The sequence below is a fragment of the Microbulbifer sp. ARAS458-1 genome (assembly GCF_045348205.1).
Classification (GTDB): domain Bacteria; phylum Pseudomonadota; class Gammaproteobacteria; order Pseudomonadales; family Cellvibrionaceae; genus Microbulbifer.
The window spans coordinates 1,011,967-1,025,685 of sequence record NZ_CP155838.1 but is presented as its reverse complement, the minus strand read 5'-3'; the positions used below and the strand labels follow the sequence as shown (position 1 = coordinate 1,025,685).

The window sequence follows — 13,719 nt, the reverse complement described above, 5'->3', positions numbered from 1 at the left end:
TTTTTCGTTTCAGATCCTGACGGAAAAAAGTGATTAGCGGTTCGCGCGGTGATCCACCAGCTCTTCCACCACGGATGGATCGGCCAGGGTAGAGGTATCCCCCAGAGAATCCAGCTCATTACTGGCGATCTTACGCAGGATACGGCGCATGATTTTGCCGGAGCGGGTTTTCGGCAGGCCCGGGGCCCACTGGATAATATCCGGCTTGGCGATGGGGCCGATTTCCTGCACGCAGAGATCGATCAATTCCTTACGCAGTGCATCCGACGGCTCGCGGCCATTTTTCAGAGTGACATAGCAGTAAATACCCTGCCCCTTGATATCGTGGGGGTAGCCCACTACCGCGGCTTCCGCGGTGTCTTCGTGCAGTACGATCGCACTCTCGATTTCCGCGGTACCCAGGCGGTGGCCGGAGACGTTGAGCACGTCATCGATACGTCCGGTAATCCAGTAGTAGCCATCTGCATCGCGGCGCGCGCCGTCGCCGGTAAAGTAATAGCCGGGGAAGGTGGAGAAGTAGGTGTCGATCATGCGCTGGTGATCGCCGTACACACTGCGGATCATGCTCGGCCAGCTGGCCTTCATGACCAGTGCGCCCTCGCCTTCACCTTCAATCTCCTGGCCTTTCTCATCCAGCAGCGCCGGCTGCACACCGAAGAACGGATGGCTCGCGGAGCCGGGTTTAAGCGGGGTAGCGCCGGGCAGTGGCGTGATCATGTGCGCGCCGGTCTCCGTCTGCCACCAGGTATCCACGATCGGGCAACGCTTTTCACCCACCACATCGTAGTACCACTCCCAGGCCTCCGGGTTGATCGGTTCGCCCACGGTACCCAGCAGCTTCAGGGAACTGCGGTCGCACTTGGTCACGAAATCGTCGCCGGCGCCCATCAAGGCGCGAATGGCGGTGGGAGCGGTGTAGAAGGTGTTTACCTTGTGCTTTTCCACCACCTGCCAGCAGCGGGAGGCGTCCGGATAGGTGGGCACACCTTCAAACATCAGGGAAATGGCACCCGCGCACAGCGGGCCATACACGATATAGCTGTGGCCGGTGATCCAACCCACATCCGCGGTGCACCAGTAGACGTCGCCTTCCTTGTAATCAAAGGCGTACTTGAAGGTCATGGTAGCGGCGAGCAGATAACCGGCGGTGGTGTGCAGCACGCCCTTGGGTTTACCGGTGGAGCCGGAGGTGTAAAGGATAAACAGCGGGTCTTCCGCATTCATCGGCTCCGGTGCGCAGTCCGCGCTCTGCTCGGCAACGGATTCGGCGTACCAGATGTCGCGCTTGCTGTCCCAGTCGATATTGGCACCGGTGCGCTTAACCACGATGGCGGTGTGCACATCCGGGCAACTGGCGAGGGCTTTGTCCACATTGGCTTTCAGCGGTACCTTTCTGCCGCCGCGCACGCCTTCGTCGGCGGTGATCACCAGGCGGCAGTCGGAGTCGAGAATACGGTCTTTCAGGGAGTCCGGGGAGAAGCCACCGAACACCACGGAATGCACGGCGCCGATTCGGGTGCAGGCGAGCATGGCGTAGGCGGCTTCGGGGATCATGGGCATGTAGATACACACGCGATCGCCCTTGCTGACACCGCGGGCCTTGAGCAGGTTTGCGAGACGGCAGACCTGTTCGTGTAATTCCTGGTAGGTGATGTTTTTGCTGTCGGCGGGATCATCGCCTTCCCAGATCAGCGCGGTCTGTTCGGCGCGGGCCGGCAGGTGGCGGTCGATACAGTTGGCGGAGACGTTCAGTTCGCCGTCGGCAAACCAGGCGGCGTGGCCTTTCTTCAGATCTTCTTCCACCACTTTGGTGAAAGGCTTGCTCCAATGCAGGAAGTCGTTGGCCTGCTGGGACCAGAATGCTTGCGGGTCTTCCACCGACTGGCGGTACATCCGCTGGTAGTCGTCTTTGGTGACGAGGGTATTGGCGGCAAAGGTTTCGGGCACCGGGTAGGTGTGCACTTCAGACATCGTTTTCTCCCTTATTAGTATTATCGGGCTGCTGTGCCGTCCTTTGAGCGAGCTACTAGTGAGCAGTCGCTTCGGCACGTTCATCGCAGTTGTTTACCCGGGTGCGCCCACGTGGGGGCCCTGGGCATTTATCCCGATAAGTTATACCACTGGCGGCCAAGAAATGACAACGCTGTCACCTCTCCTTTCATTTCATCATAGCGTGCAGGGTTTGCGGTTTCCCAGCTTTACGTTGGATTCTGGTGCCTTTTTGTTGGTTCTGGTTTTGGTTTGGGGTGGCCACTTAGAGGTCTAGTGGCGGTAAAGCGCCGGGTACAGGTTTTCAGGACCGCTGTGAACCCATCCCTGGGCGCTGCGGCGCAAACATCCTGTTTGCGCCCTGAAAACCCGTACCCGGCACTCCACCTTCTCATCAGCTTGTGGGTATTTGTTCGGTTAATTACCAATCAGGCCCTTGAGGTGTGCAACCACACTGCGCCCCAGGGCGGACAGGGCATAACCGCCCTCGAGGGCGGAGACGATTCGCCCCTCACAGTACTGGTCCGCATACTGTCGCAGCTGTTCTGTCACCCACAAGTAGTCCTCTTCCTTGAAGCGGAGCTGCGCCATGGCGTCTTCGATATGTCCGTCAAAACCGGCGGATATAAACAGCATCTGCGGATTGAATTTTTTCAGTGCGGGCAGCCATTGCTGTTCGACAACTTCTCGCAGGGCGTCGCCACCGGCGCCGGCCTCCAGAGGGGAGTTGACGATATTGTCCGGTAGCTCGCCGGTGCCGGTGAACGGATAGTAGGGGGACTGGAAGCTGGAGCAGAAAAGGTAGCCATCACGACCGGCGGTGAAGTCTTCGGTGCCGTTGCCGTGGTGGACGTCGAAGTCGAGGATGGCCACGCGTTCCAGGCCGTGGGCTTTGCGGGCGTGGGCGGCGGCGATGGCGATGTTGTTGAAGAAGCAGAAGCCCATGGCTTTGTTGCGCTCGGCGTGGTGGCCCGGGGGGCGGACGGCGCAAAAAGCGGAGTTGATTTCGCCGGCGATGACGCGGTCTACGGCGTCAACGCCGCTGCCGGCGGCGTGCAGTACTGCGGCGAGGGTGTGGGGATTCATGCGAGTGTCTTCGTCGAGGGCTTCGATACCCTCGCTGGGCGCGCGGTCGAATATGGAGGCAACGTATTCGGGGGTGTGGACCCGTTCGAGTTGTTCACGGGTGGCCTGGGGAGCGTCGAAAAAACGCAGTACGTATTCCATGCCACTGCTCAAGAGCTGGTCCTGGATTGCATCCAGACGCGCAGGGCTCTCGGGGTGTTCTTCGTCCATATCGTGACGATTGCAGGCGGGGTCTGAGAAAAATCCTACGGTGGGCATGGTCAGTCCTTTTTATCCTTGTCGCCGCTGTTTTTCTTATCGCTTTCTGCACTGGTGAGGTCCAGTTCCAGATAAAGTTCATCCATGGAATCACCCGGGCGTGTGACAAAGCCGCTGCTTTCGAACACTTTGAGCATTGGCTTGTTGTCGCGACGCACACAGGCAAACATTTTTTCGATACCGCGCTTGCGGGCGATGCGTTCCATTTCTTCAAGAAGGGTGGAGGCGATACCCTTGCCGCGACGGCTTTCTTTAATTACGAAGGCCACTTCGCAACTGTTGTTGGAGTAAAAGTAGTAGCGACCGACCCCCTGAATTACTTCGCTGCCGCCGTCATAATCGGTAAAGCACAGCGCGAGGTCTTTGCGCTGGTCGACGCTGACCAGGCTGCAGGATTTTTCCCGGGACATCTGTGTTACGTGGTGGTTGTAACGCATCATCAGGGTTTCTTTGTTGTGGGTGTAGAAAAACTCCTGCAACCTGCGCTCATCGGAAGGACGCAGCGGGCGCAGGGTGTAGCGGATACCGTCGAAGGTATAACGCTTCTGATCAACCGGCCCCAGCTCCGGTACCGTGGTGGGCGCCTGTTCCTGATATTCCGGCACCCAGTAAAACTCGCGCACTTTCTCCAGCAGCTCCCGGCGGAATTCCGGGTGGGCAATGCGGATCATTTCCAGGGTGCGCTCGCGCACGCTTTTTCCGCGCAGTGAGGCAATGCCGTATTCGGTAACCACGTAATGCACATGCGCCCGCGTGGTTACCACGCCGCCGCCCGGTGTCACGGACGCAACAATACGTGAGATCAATTTTCCGTTCTTGTCCCGCGCGGTAGACGGCAGCGCAATGATCGGCTTACCGCCCTTACTCAGTGCCGCCCCGCGAATAAAATCCACCTGACCACCGATACCGCTGTACAGCAGACTGCCGATGGAGTCAGACACTACCTGCCCGGTGAGATCTACTTCGATGGCACTGTTGATGGCCACCATTTTGTCGTTGCGGGAAATTTTTACCGGTGAGCTGACATGCTCCGCCGGGTACAGTTCCACATGGGGGTTGCCATCGACAAAGTCGTACAGCATTTTTGAACCCATGCAGTAACTGGTGATCGTCTTTCCCCGGTGGTAGGTTTTTTTGCGGTTGTTGATCACACCACTTTTCATCAACTGCGCCACGCCGTCGGAAATCATTTCCGAATGCACACCCAGATCTTTGTGATTACCCAGATACCGCAGCACCGCATCGTGCACCTTGCCCATCCCGATCTGCAGCGTAGAACCATTCTCTACCAGCACCGACACATATTGCCCGATCTGCTCCACCGCCTGATCCATTTCCGGTGGTGGTGATTCGGGGATGGGTGCGTCGGCCGTCATCCAGGCGTGGATCTGATCCCTGTGGATAAAGGTATGGCCGTTGGTACGGGGCATACTGGGATTGATCTGGGCGATGACGGTGGTGGCATTTTTCACCGCGGAAGACACCACATCCACACTCACACCCAGGGAACAGTAGCCCAGCTCATCCGGCGGGCTGACCATGATCAGGGCGGCATCCAGTGGCAGCACATGATCACTGAACAGCTTCGGCACTTCGGAAAGAAACGTCGGCGTATAGTCCGCCCGCCCCTCCGCCACCGCATTGCGCACCGCGGTACCGCCAATATAGAGCGCATTGACGGTAAACAGCTCGGCGTATTTACGCTCGGCCCAGAAGTTATCCGAGAGGGTAAAGACGTGGGTCACCTCAATATCATTGAGGCCACGGCTATTGGCCACCAGGTCGGCCATAAGCTCATTGGGGACAGCGGCGTGAGAGCCGAGAAATATCCGGCAGCCGCTTTTTAACAGCTGGTCCCACGCGAGGGGCTCATTGGTCTTGGGGCTTGTCAGGGACGACATAGAATTTAGCGGGCTCCTAACAATTGGGTGATTCTATGGTAAGTGGTGCAGTGCCCAAAATAATTTCCCAATGGTGATCTCAGGTCGACACGCGGTGATTTTAAATCACTTGACCAAAACCTGTGAATTGACAAGCATCAAATAGCAGCCACAAACACAATGTAACCAGGAATATTTAGAATCGCGGCTGCAACACGCTCGTTAATATAACAATACCTTATAAGCATGGTGAGAATAATGAAACCGAGATCGCTCAAGGGAAGCGGGACATTCTGCCGCGTCCTATTTATATCCATAGTAACCAGCCTGTTTATTTCTACCCAATCCCACGCTGGCAACTGGACCACTGAACATTATCTGGCGGGCATGGACTCGGTGCACATCTATGTGCCGACAACTGCACCTTTGATCAACAATAAACGCGCACTCATGATCAACCTTCACGGTTGTTCAATGAGCAATACGGATATGAAAAACAATGCGGACTGGAAGCCCACCGCCGATCAGTTTGGAATGATTATCGCCCTGCCGGATGTACCCGGACTGGGAGCATCGAACATAAGCTGCTGGGATTACTATGGCGAGAACCACACCCGAAGCAACAAGCACAACAATGAAATTATCAATCTCGCTATTGAGCTGACGAGCCGCACCGCCCTGAACATTGACCCTAACCAGGTTTACATTACCGGTTTCTCTTCTGGCGGAGGCCAAGCCAATGTGATTGCCTGCCTCGCGCCGGACATTTTTGCCGGCGTCGGCAGCTCAGCGGGACCCGGCCTCGGCACCACCACCTACCAGTACGCCAGCGTCCCCTGGAACTATTCCGACGCAAATGCCGCAGCACACTGTGCCGATCTCGCAGGAAGCAACAATTCACATCTGGAGACACAGATTTATTCAACCATTCACGGAAATGCAGATTCGACGGTAGACCCAGGCTTCAATCAGCACGGTGCAAATATCATGAGTCTGGTATACGGTGCTACCTCAGAGGGGCCGGCCACCAGCATTGCAGGCGGCGGAACCAAGGTCATTTTCTCAGACACCACGGGACCTCGTGTATCCAGAATATCCGTGAGTGGTATGGGACACGACTGGTCTACTGGAAATGGCGGAAACTCCGGCTACTTCGTCAACACCAAAGTGGACTACCCCAACTACGTAACCCAATGGTTTTTTGACAACAATCGTCGAATTGGCGGAACCTCGGGTAATGATAGCGATGGGGATGGATTCAGTTCCGGCAGTGACTGCAATGACCAGGATGCCAGCATCAACCCAGCGGCCACGGAAATTTGCGATGATGGGATTGACCAGAATTGCAGCGGCAGTGATTTAGCCTGCAATACCTGGACCTGCAAAGAATACACAACCGCTAACACATACCACTACAACAGCACCCCGCAACGAGCAACTGTCTGGTACTTCAACTGGGTGTATCACTACTACGCCAAGGGCAGCGGTGAAGAGCTTACGTTCCCCGGACCCTATTCATACAATACCATCTCGGAAACCAGTGAAGGGTACTTTGAAGCGGGTAGCTGCCCGTAACTGAACACGTTAGTCCAGTGGTTACAACTTTAACAAATGCCTCCGGAGCCTACGATTGCGGCTCCGGAGAGCTAGACACCCCACATACCAATTTTGATCCCCAGCTCGATTCGAGTAAATCCAGACAAAATATTACGGATCATGCACGCAGTGCAATGCCGGCCGTCGACGCATAAATTCTTCCGCTTCAGCAAGAATCCATTTTCGAAACATCACCGTCGGCTTGTGGGTCGCATAACTGGTGGGGCACACGAAATAGTACGCTTTATCGCAAAGCATCGTGAATTCGTGTGCAACGACCAGTTTCCCGGAATCCAGCAAGGGGTCGACTAACGGCCGGTACATGGGAATGATCCCAAGCCCATCCACAGCGGCCTGCACGGCCACCGCAACATTGTCGAACGCCATTACCCGCTTGCGGGCAAATGCCGAAGCGTCGCCACCGGCCTTGGCCAACCAGTTTGGCCACAGTTCGGGAAGGTGCTTGTACCCCAACCATGGGTGCTGCTCTATTTCAGGCAACGACAACCCGGTCCTCGCTGCTGTCAGCAATTCAGGCGCGCAAACCAGTTGAATATGCACATCCAGAAGCTTATCGCTCTGACACCCGGGCCAACTTCCTGTTCCCAATCGCACCGCTGCATCCATTTCCCCGCTGCTGAAATCGACCGATTCTTCCGTGGTATCCAACGCGTTGGTAACAAAGGCGACGGCCAGCTCTGGATGCAGATCGTGAAGCCGATTCAGGCGCCCGATCAACCAGGTGGAATTAAACGTGGCCGAAAGACCCAGCTTGAATTTTCCATCGCCTTCGCACCCCAGGATGGCGTCGGTGGCCAATTTGATATCGGCGAAACAAAGTGATAGCGCGTTAGAATAGCTAACGCCACTCGGGGTCAGTTCCAATCCTGACTTTGCTCGCTTGAACAGGCTTGTACCGAGGAAATCTTCCAACCCTTTGATCTGCCTGCTAACGGCGGATCTGGTCACGAACAACTCCTCGGCCGTTCGGGTAAAGCTCAGGGTGCGCGCGGCAGTAATAAAAAACAACAGCGCGTTCAGCGGTGGGTAATGCCTGGCCACTTCATAGCCTCAAACGGTATATTGGTGAGTTTGTAGATGTCAGGAAAACTCCGTAAATAGCAAATTCGGCAACAACTAGATACCTCGAATACACACATATTTGATCTCGAGATAGTCGTCGATGCCATACCTGGATCCCTCCCGACCGACACCAGACTCTTTCACACCGCCAAAGGGCGCCACTTCTGTTGAAATCATACTTTCGTTCACACCGACCATGCCGAAATCCAGTGCTTCGGTCGTACGTAGAATCCTGGAAATATTTTGCGTATAGATATAGCTGGCCAACCCGGCGCTGGTATCGTTGGCCAGTGCAATGGCTTCGGCTTCCGAAGAAAACTGGACAACAGGCGCTACCGGACCAAATATCTCCTCCCGAAACACCTTCATGTCTGGGGTAACATCGGCAAGCACCGTGGGCTCATAAAACCCACCACCAAGAATGGATACCTGACCTCCAGCCATCGCCCTGGCGCCACAATCCAATGCATTCCGAACCAGGGAATCAACATTGTCCAGAGCCGCTCCGGTAATCAAGGGGCCGATATCGGTTTCGGGATCGCGGCCATCGCCCAGCTTGAGTTTTTTTACCACGCGGGTCAGCTCCTGAAGGAAGTCCGAATAAATTCCCTCCTGCACCAAAATGCGGTTGGCACTGATACAGGTCTGCCCGGCGTTGCGAAATTTTGATGCCATCACACCGGCAACCGCCGTCGGCAGATCCGCGTCATCAAATACGATAAACGGGGCATTGCCCCCAAGCTCCATCGACGTTTTCTTGACGGTTCCTGCGCACTGGGCCATGAGCAGTTTCCCCACGCGAGTGGATCCGGTAAAGGTCAACTTTCGCACTTGTGGATGACTACTGAGCTCTTCGCCCATGCCGATGGCATCGGTGCCGACAACAATATTCAAAATACCGTCTGGCAATCCCGCCCGGTGCGCCAGCTCCGCCAGAGCCAGTGCCGAAAGCGGCGTCTCAGCGGCAGGCTTGATGACCAGCGCGCATCCCGCAGCCAGCGCAGGCGCTGCCTTGCGGGTAATCATCGCGCTTGGGAAATTCCATGGCGTTATTGCGGCGACCACGCCCACTGGCTGCTTCACCGTCAGCAGGCGCAAATCGGTAGCGTGCGCCGGTATGACATCGCCGTAGGCACGCTTGCCCTCTTCCGCAAACCACTCAACAAAGGACGCCGCGTAGCGAATCTCGGCGCGAGATTCCGCCAGCGGCTTACCCTGCTCCCAAGTCATAAGAAGCGCTAAATCTTCTGTATTCGTGAGAATCAAATCAAACCAATTGCGCAGGATATTTGCTCTGTCTTTCGCTGTGCGTCGCTTCCACTCTGCCATCGCCACTGTGGCCGCCTCGATCGCGACTCGCACGGTTTGTCGCCCGGTATCTGATACGGATGCGATTACCGTCTCGTCGGCTGGATTGAATACGGGAAACTCGCCCCGACCGGGCTCATCCACCCAGCGTCCCGCAACAAATGCTTTGGTGCGCAGTAGCGAAGGGTCATTAAGTTGAAGCATGTTTTATCCAGTCAATGTACTTGTCACGGCCGCGATCACCGTGACCTGTTTGGCTGGATCAATAGTGTTAATTGACCGCCCAGGGGTCAAGCAACCAAATTTCAACAGCTGTTGCCGTAAATGCACCAGGGACCATCAAGTCACTCAATCCTCGGGCTTGCGGTATTGCCAGCAACGACGGACTGGCGCCCCACGGGACACTGTCGCGCTCTGCGCAACAAGCTGTCCAGTTTTAATCGCTTGTACCCTTCGCTTGCTCGGCACCATCATGGGTATACACGGCTGAGCCTAGATACCTTTGCATAGGCGCCTGGGCATAAACGCCAACGTCGGTTCATAGAACAAGTCTTATATCAGTCTTATAACAACGTATATAACAAAAACGGTTTTCGGAGCAGTGTCCCGCATGTTCGATTTGGAAGTTGCCCAAGATAGAGATCTTCACTGGCTACTGAGCCCAGGCGTCAAGCCCATGAAGGAAGGTACAGCTGGTTCGGCCGGTATATCTGGCGCGCCGCTAGCGGCGATCGAAGTTGCCCCTGAGGGACGTGAAATCCTGCAAGTCATCAATAGCCTGCCGGCAATGCCGGAATACAGTCCAGATCAGGTTCGCGCACAACGCGTGGTCCGCGGTAACCCCTGGGATCACGGCAACCCAAGCGGCATCCTTCGGCGGGATATTCGGATCGAGCTTGATGACTGCACATTGCCCACTCGAATTTATCTGCCGGAGGTCAACGACGAGTATCCGCTTGCAGGGCTGGTGTACTTTCACGGGGGCGGCTTCGTTCTGGGCAGTATCGAGAGCTACGACAACTGCCTCGCTCAGCTCGCGGCACTTTCGGGGTGCGCGGTAATATCAGTGGAGTACCGGCTGGCTCCCGAGCATCGCTTCCCGAGTGCGGTTTACGACACCCAAAACGCCTTTAATTGGATTTACGAGCGCGCCGGCACACTGGGCCTGGATGCGAGCCGGCTTGCCATTGGCGGCGACAGTTCCGGGGCAAATCTGGCTGCAGTGGCCTGCCTGTTAAATCGCGACCAAAAGCGCCCGCGCCCCAGCCTTCAACTACTTATTTATCCTTGTACCGAAGGCAATACACCAACACCCAGCAGACAAGAATTCGCCAACGGCCTTCTGCTGACCCAGGCAGGCCTGGAGTGGTTCCACAACCATTACATTTCGAAGGACCACGACAGCGACTGGAGATTTCGCGTATTGCACGCAGAAAATCACAGTGATTTGCCCCCGGCGTTTGTGCTGACCGCAGGGTTTGATCCACTGCGCGACGAGGGTGCCGCCTATGCGGAAAAGCTGCGACGCGCTGGCAACCCGGTGCGCCACTCATGCTACACGGATATGTTTCACGGCTTTATCAACTTTGGCACTTTGCCCCAGTGTCAGGTCGCCCTTTCCGAGTGCGCATCCGTACTGCGCGCTATGCGCATCTCCGCCGGAAGTAGCGAATCAACATATGACCCAGGATAAATCATGGGTCAGTTTGAGAGGTAACGCTTGAGGTCACAATAACGACAACCGTTTTAATAAAAAGAGAGATAGCGATGAACACAAAATTTTCCAGCCGAAAAACACTGAGTGCGGCCATTTCCCTGGCCATAGTCAGCGGATCCTGTGCGGTCGCCGCACAAGAGGATGGTACTTTAGAAGAAGTCATGGTGACCGGTTCCTATATCAAGTCATCACCCGACGATGCGGCCGTTCCGGTTCAGGTGGTGGGTCGCGAATATATTGATTCTATCGGCGCAACGACGGTGGCCGATGTCATGGCCAGGCTACCGCTCATCTCAGGCTCGGAAAATCAGGCCGACTCCTTTACTCAGGGTTCAACCCAGGGAACATCGAACGTCAATCTTCGCGGTTTGGGTCTGAGCTCTACCCTCGTGCTGATCAATGGCCGAAGACAAACAATATCCGGGGCTCTCAGCAATGACGGGAGCGTATTTGTCGATACCAGCACAATTCCTGTGGATGCCATCGAGCGCGTTGAGGTACTGAAAGAGGGCGCCGCGTCCGCGTACGGATCCGATGCCGTTGCCGGTGTGGTCAACTTTATTTTGCGCAGCGATTTTGAAGGTGTTGAGATCAACGGCGGCGTGCGCAGGACCGGTGACGGAGGCCAGCAGGATACGAATTTTGGCATGGTCTGGGGCGGAGGAGATGAAGACACACGTTTCACTCTCTCAGCACACTACCTCGACCGCACTCCTCTTAGCGGCGCTGATCGCCCGGAGCTTGTCGACAACGCGATTAGCTCACTTGGCAACTCGTTTCTCCCCTATGCCGCGGCACCGGTCAATGTCGCCAGCGGTGCATACGCCGGCACATATATGCCCTTCGAATCGGTTCCGGATGCCGGGTGTACCGACAATAAAGAAGGAATGCTGATTCCGCAGCCCAGCGGTGTACGCTGTGGCTTTCACTACGGTGAATACTACAACCTGGTCAACACAGAAAATCGTGCCCAGGTATACGGCAATCTGACCCAGGAGTTTTCTGGCGGAATCGAACTGTTTGCGGAGATCGGCTATTCGAGCAGCGAAGTTACCGACAATCCACAGTCTCCCAGCTATCCGGATTTGACCTTCCCGGTTATTGATGCAAGTCACCCCGGCAACCCATTTGGCGTACCGGTCATTTGGTTGGGGCGCCCACTAGGTGCGGGTTTCGAACCCCCGACCGCGGCGCGTGAGAATGACACACTGCGCACGTCACTGCAGTTGACCGGCGAAACCGCCGGTGGCCTATCGTGGGATAGCGCATTGACTTACAGCGCCAACCAGTACACACAGTTTCAGCAAGACACACTCAAATCCCGATTACTCGCCGGCCTGGCAGGAATGGGCGGACCAAATAACGATGAATGGTTTAATCCGTTCACCCCGACAAGCAATAGCCAGGGCCTGATCGATGATTTCTCCTATGTGACCGAGGCAACCCGCGAAACGGATTTGCTGATATGGGATGCGGTAATCAGCGGAGACCTTATGGAATTGCCCGCAGGAACCCTGAGCTTTGCCGCAGGTGTACAAGCGCGCAGCGAAGGCTTCTCTGTGGATACCGATGACGTATACGAGCTGAAAAAGGATGCCAATGGCAATCCCATTCCTGTCGACCTGATTTTCCTGGGTGGCTTATCGCATGTGGATGAATCCCGTAATGGCACGGCCGTATTTACCGAGGTTAAAGCACCGCTGACGGACACACTTGAGCTCACCGGCGCATTGCGCTATGAAAACCTGGATACCGATAGCAGCTTTGATCCAAAACTCGCCGCGCGCTGGCAAATTTCAGATCAATGGATACTGCGCGCATCGGCCAGTACCGCATTCCGCCAGCCTTCGCTGTCACAGCAATATGCCACGGCAGTCACCCTCAACGGCATTCAGGATTTCAACGCCGATGGTACAACCAAGGGTGGGGTCGCTTTTATTCGTGTAGCCGCGTCGGGTTCCGATGAGCTGAAGCCCGAAGAGTCTGAAAACTACAACATTGGTGTGATATTCCAACCCACCGATGATCTGGATTTCAAACTCGACTATTGGCGCGTTGACTACACCAACCTGATCACCGTAGAAAATGCCCAGGGTAAACTGCTGGCCAATCTGGACGGACCCGATATTCAGCGCGACCAGTTTGGCAACCTTTCCGGCATCAATGTCGAGTACTTCAATTCCTCCAGTGTTGATGTAGCCGGCCTGGATTTTGAATCTATCTGGCAAGTCAATGACCAGTGGTCTACGGCACTGAATATCGCGCACTTCCTGAGTTATGAAATCACCAATGAAGCGGGAAATACCGTGGAAGCGGCGGGCTATTTCAACTATGACAACTTCGCGCGGTCAATGCCGAAAACCAAGGCCAATCTCGCGATCAACTGGATGTCTGACAGACAAACCGCGGGCCTGAACATCAACTACATCTCCAGCTACGATATGCGCCAGGCGGTTCCAGACACCGAGCAGGCGGGCGTGGATTCCGTTGTAACCCTGGATACCCAATATAGCCGCAGTTTCGCGTTCGGAATGACGGAGGATGCGGAAACCACGCTCAGCATTGGCATCCAGAATCTTCTGGATGAGGCACCGCCGCGCGCGTATAACGGCGCGAACTTGAGCTACGACCCGAAGCAGCACAATCCACTCGGACGTGTATTCTACGCCCGCGCTAAATACAGCTTCTGATCACCGACGCGTTTCCGGGAAGCACAAGCTTCCCGGAAACGGGCAAACCCAAATGACTCCCTTTCGCAAGTGACATTCTTGTTGTTAAAGATTGATCGCTTGCTTTTTTAAT

General features: G+C 55.6%; 8 protein-coding genes. 3 read left to right on the top strand and 5 right to left on the bottom strand.

Annotated elements, in window-relative coordinates:
* Positions 1–33: 33 nt before the first annotated feature.
* The 3 genes from acs to AAFH99_RS04210 all read right to left on the bottom strand — a co-directional run bounded on the left by acs (position 34) and on the right by AAFH99_RS04210 (position 5,234).
* Positions 34–1,971 carry an acetate--CoA ligase gene (gene acs, locus AAFH99_RS04220; RefSeq protein ID WP_406828750.1) on the bottom strand — a complete coding sequence of 646 codons (1,938 nt, stop codon included), beginning with the start codon at positions 1,969–1,971 and terminating at the stop codon, positions 34–36.
* Positions 1,972–2,406: 435 nt separating this feature from the next.
* Positions 2,407–3,333 (bottom strand): histone deacetylase family protein, encoded by a 927-nt coding sequence (locus AAFH99_RS04215; protein WP_406828749.1) that lies wholly within the window; start codon positions 3,331–3,333, stop codon positions 2,407–2,409.
* Between the two features lie 2 nt (positions 3,334–3,335).
* The gene (locus AAFH99_RS04210) at positions 3,336–5,234 is read right to left on the bottom strand and encodes a bifunctional acetyl-CoA hydrolase/transferase family protein/GNAT family N-acetyltransferase (RefSeq protein ID WP_051687302.1); all 1,899 of its coding nucleotides are present in this window, start codon (positions 5,232–5,234) and stop codon (positions 3,336–3,338) included.
* A 237-nt stretch (positions 5,235–5,471) separates the two neighbouring features.
* Between AAFH99_RS04210 and AAFH99_RS04205 the strand changes: the two genes are divergently transcribed.
* Positions 5,472–6,788: a PHB depolymerase family esterase gene (locus AAFH99_RS04205; protein WP_406828748.1), complete on the top strand. Its 1,317-nt coding sequence runs from the start codon at positions 5,472–5,474 to the stop codon at positions 6,786–6,788.
* A gap of 132 nt (positions 6,789–6,920) precedes the next feature.
* On the opposite strand, the gene AAFH99_RS04200 is transcribed toward AAFH99_RS04205, so the two are convergent.
* Both AAFH99_RS04200 and AAFH99_RS04195 read right to left on the bottom strand, forming a co-directional pair.
* Positions 6,921–7,871 carry a LysR substrate-binding domain-containing protein gene (locus AAFH99_RS04200; RefSeq protein WP_406828747.1) on the bottom strand — a complete coding sequence of 317 codons (951 nt, stop codon included), beginning with the start codon at positions 7,869–7,871 and terminating at the stop codon, positions 6,921–6,923.
* Positions 7,872–7,946: 75 nt separating this feature from the next.
* Positions 7,947–9,404 (bottom strand): NAD-dependent succinate-semialdehyde dehydrogenase, encoded by a 1,458-nt coding sequence (locus AAFH99_RS04195; RefSeq protein WP_406828745.1) that lies wholly within the window; start codon positions 9,402–9,404, stop codon positions 7,947–7,949.
* Positions 9,405–9,876: 472 nt separating this feature from the next.
* Between AAFH99_RS04195 and AAFH99_RS04190 the strand changes: the two genes are divergently transcribed.
* Together AAFH99_RS04190 and AAFH99_RS04185 are read left to right on the top strand one after the other, a co-directional pair.
* Positions 9,877–10,893, top strand: a complete 1,017-nt coding sequence (locus AAFH99_RS04190) for an alpha/beta hydrolase (RefSeq protein ID WP_051687300.1) — start codon at positions 9,877–9,879, stop codon at positions 10,891–10,893.
* Between the two features lie 74 nt (positions 10,894–10,967).
* Positions 10,968–13,607, top strand: a complete 2,640-nt coding sequence (locus AAFH99_RS04185) for a TonB-dependent receptor plug domain-containing protein (RefSeq protein ID WP_406828744.1) — start codon at positions 10,968–10,970, stop codon at positions 13,605–13,607.
* The last annotated feature ends 112 nt before the right edge of the window (positions 13,608–13,719 follow it).

Excerpts from the sequence above, each read along its gene's own strand:
- acs (WP_406828750.1), bottom strand. The coding sequence starts at position 1,971 with ATGTCTGAAGTGCACACCTACCCGGTGCCCGAAACCTTTGCCGCCAAT.
- AAFH99_RS04215 (WP_406828749.1), bottom strand. The coding sequence starts at position 3,333 with ATGCCCACCGTAGGATTTTTCTCAGACCCCGCCTGCAATCGTCACGAT.
- AAFH99_RS04210 (WP_051687302.1), bottom strand. The coding sequence starts at position 5,234 with ATGTCGTCCCTGACAAGCCCCAAGACCAATGAGCCCCTCGCGTGGGAC.
- AAFH99_RS04205 (WP_406828748.1), top strand. The coding sequence starts at position 5,472 with ATGAAACCGAGATCGCTCAAGGGAAGCGGGACATTCTGCCGCGTCCTA.
- AAFH99_RS04195 (WP_406828745.1), bottom strand. The coding sequence starts at position 9,404 with ATGCTTCAACTTAATGACCCTTCGCTACTGCGCACCAAAGCATTTGTT.
- AAFH99_RS04190 (WP_051687300.1), top strand. The coding sequence starts at position 9,877 with ATGAAGGAAGGTACAGCTGGTTCGGCCGGTATATCTGGCGCGCCGCTA.
- AAFH99_RS04185 (WP_406828744.1), top strand. The coding sequence starts at position 10,968 with ATGAACACAAAATTTTCCAGCCGAAAAACACTGAGTGCGGCCATTTCC.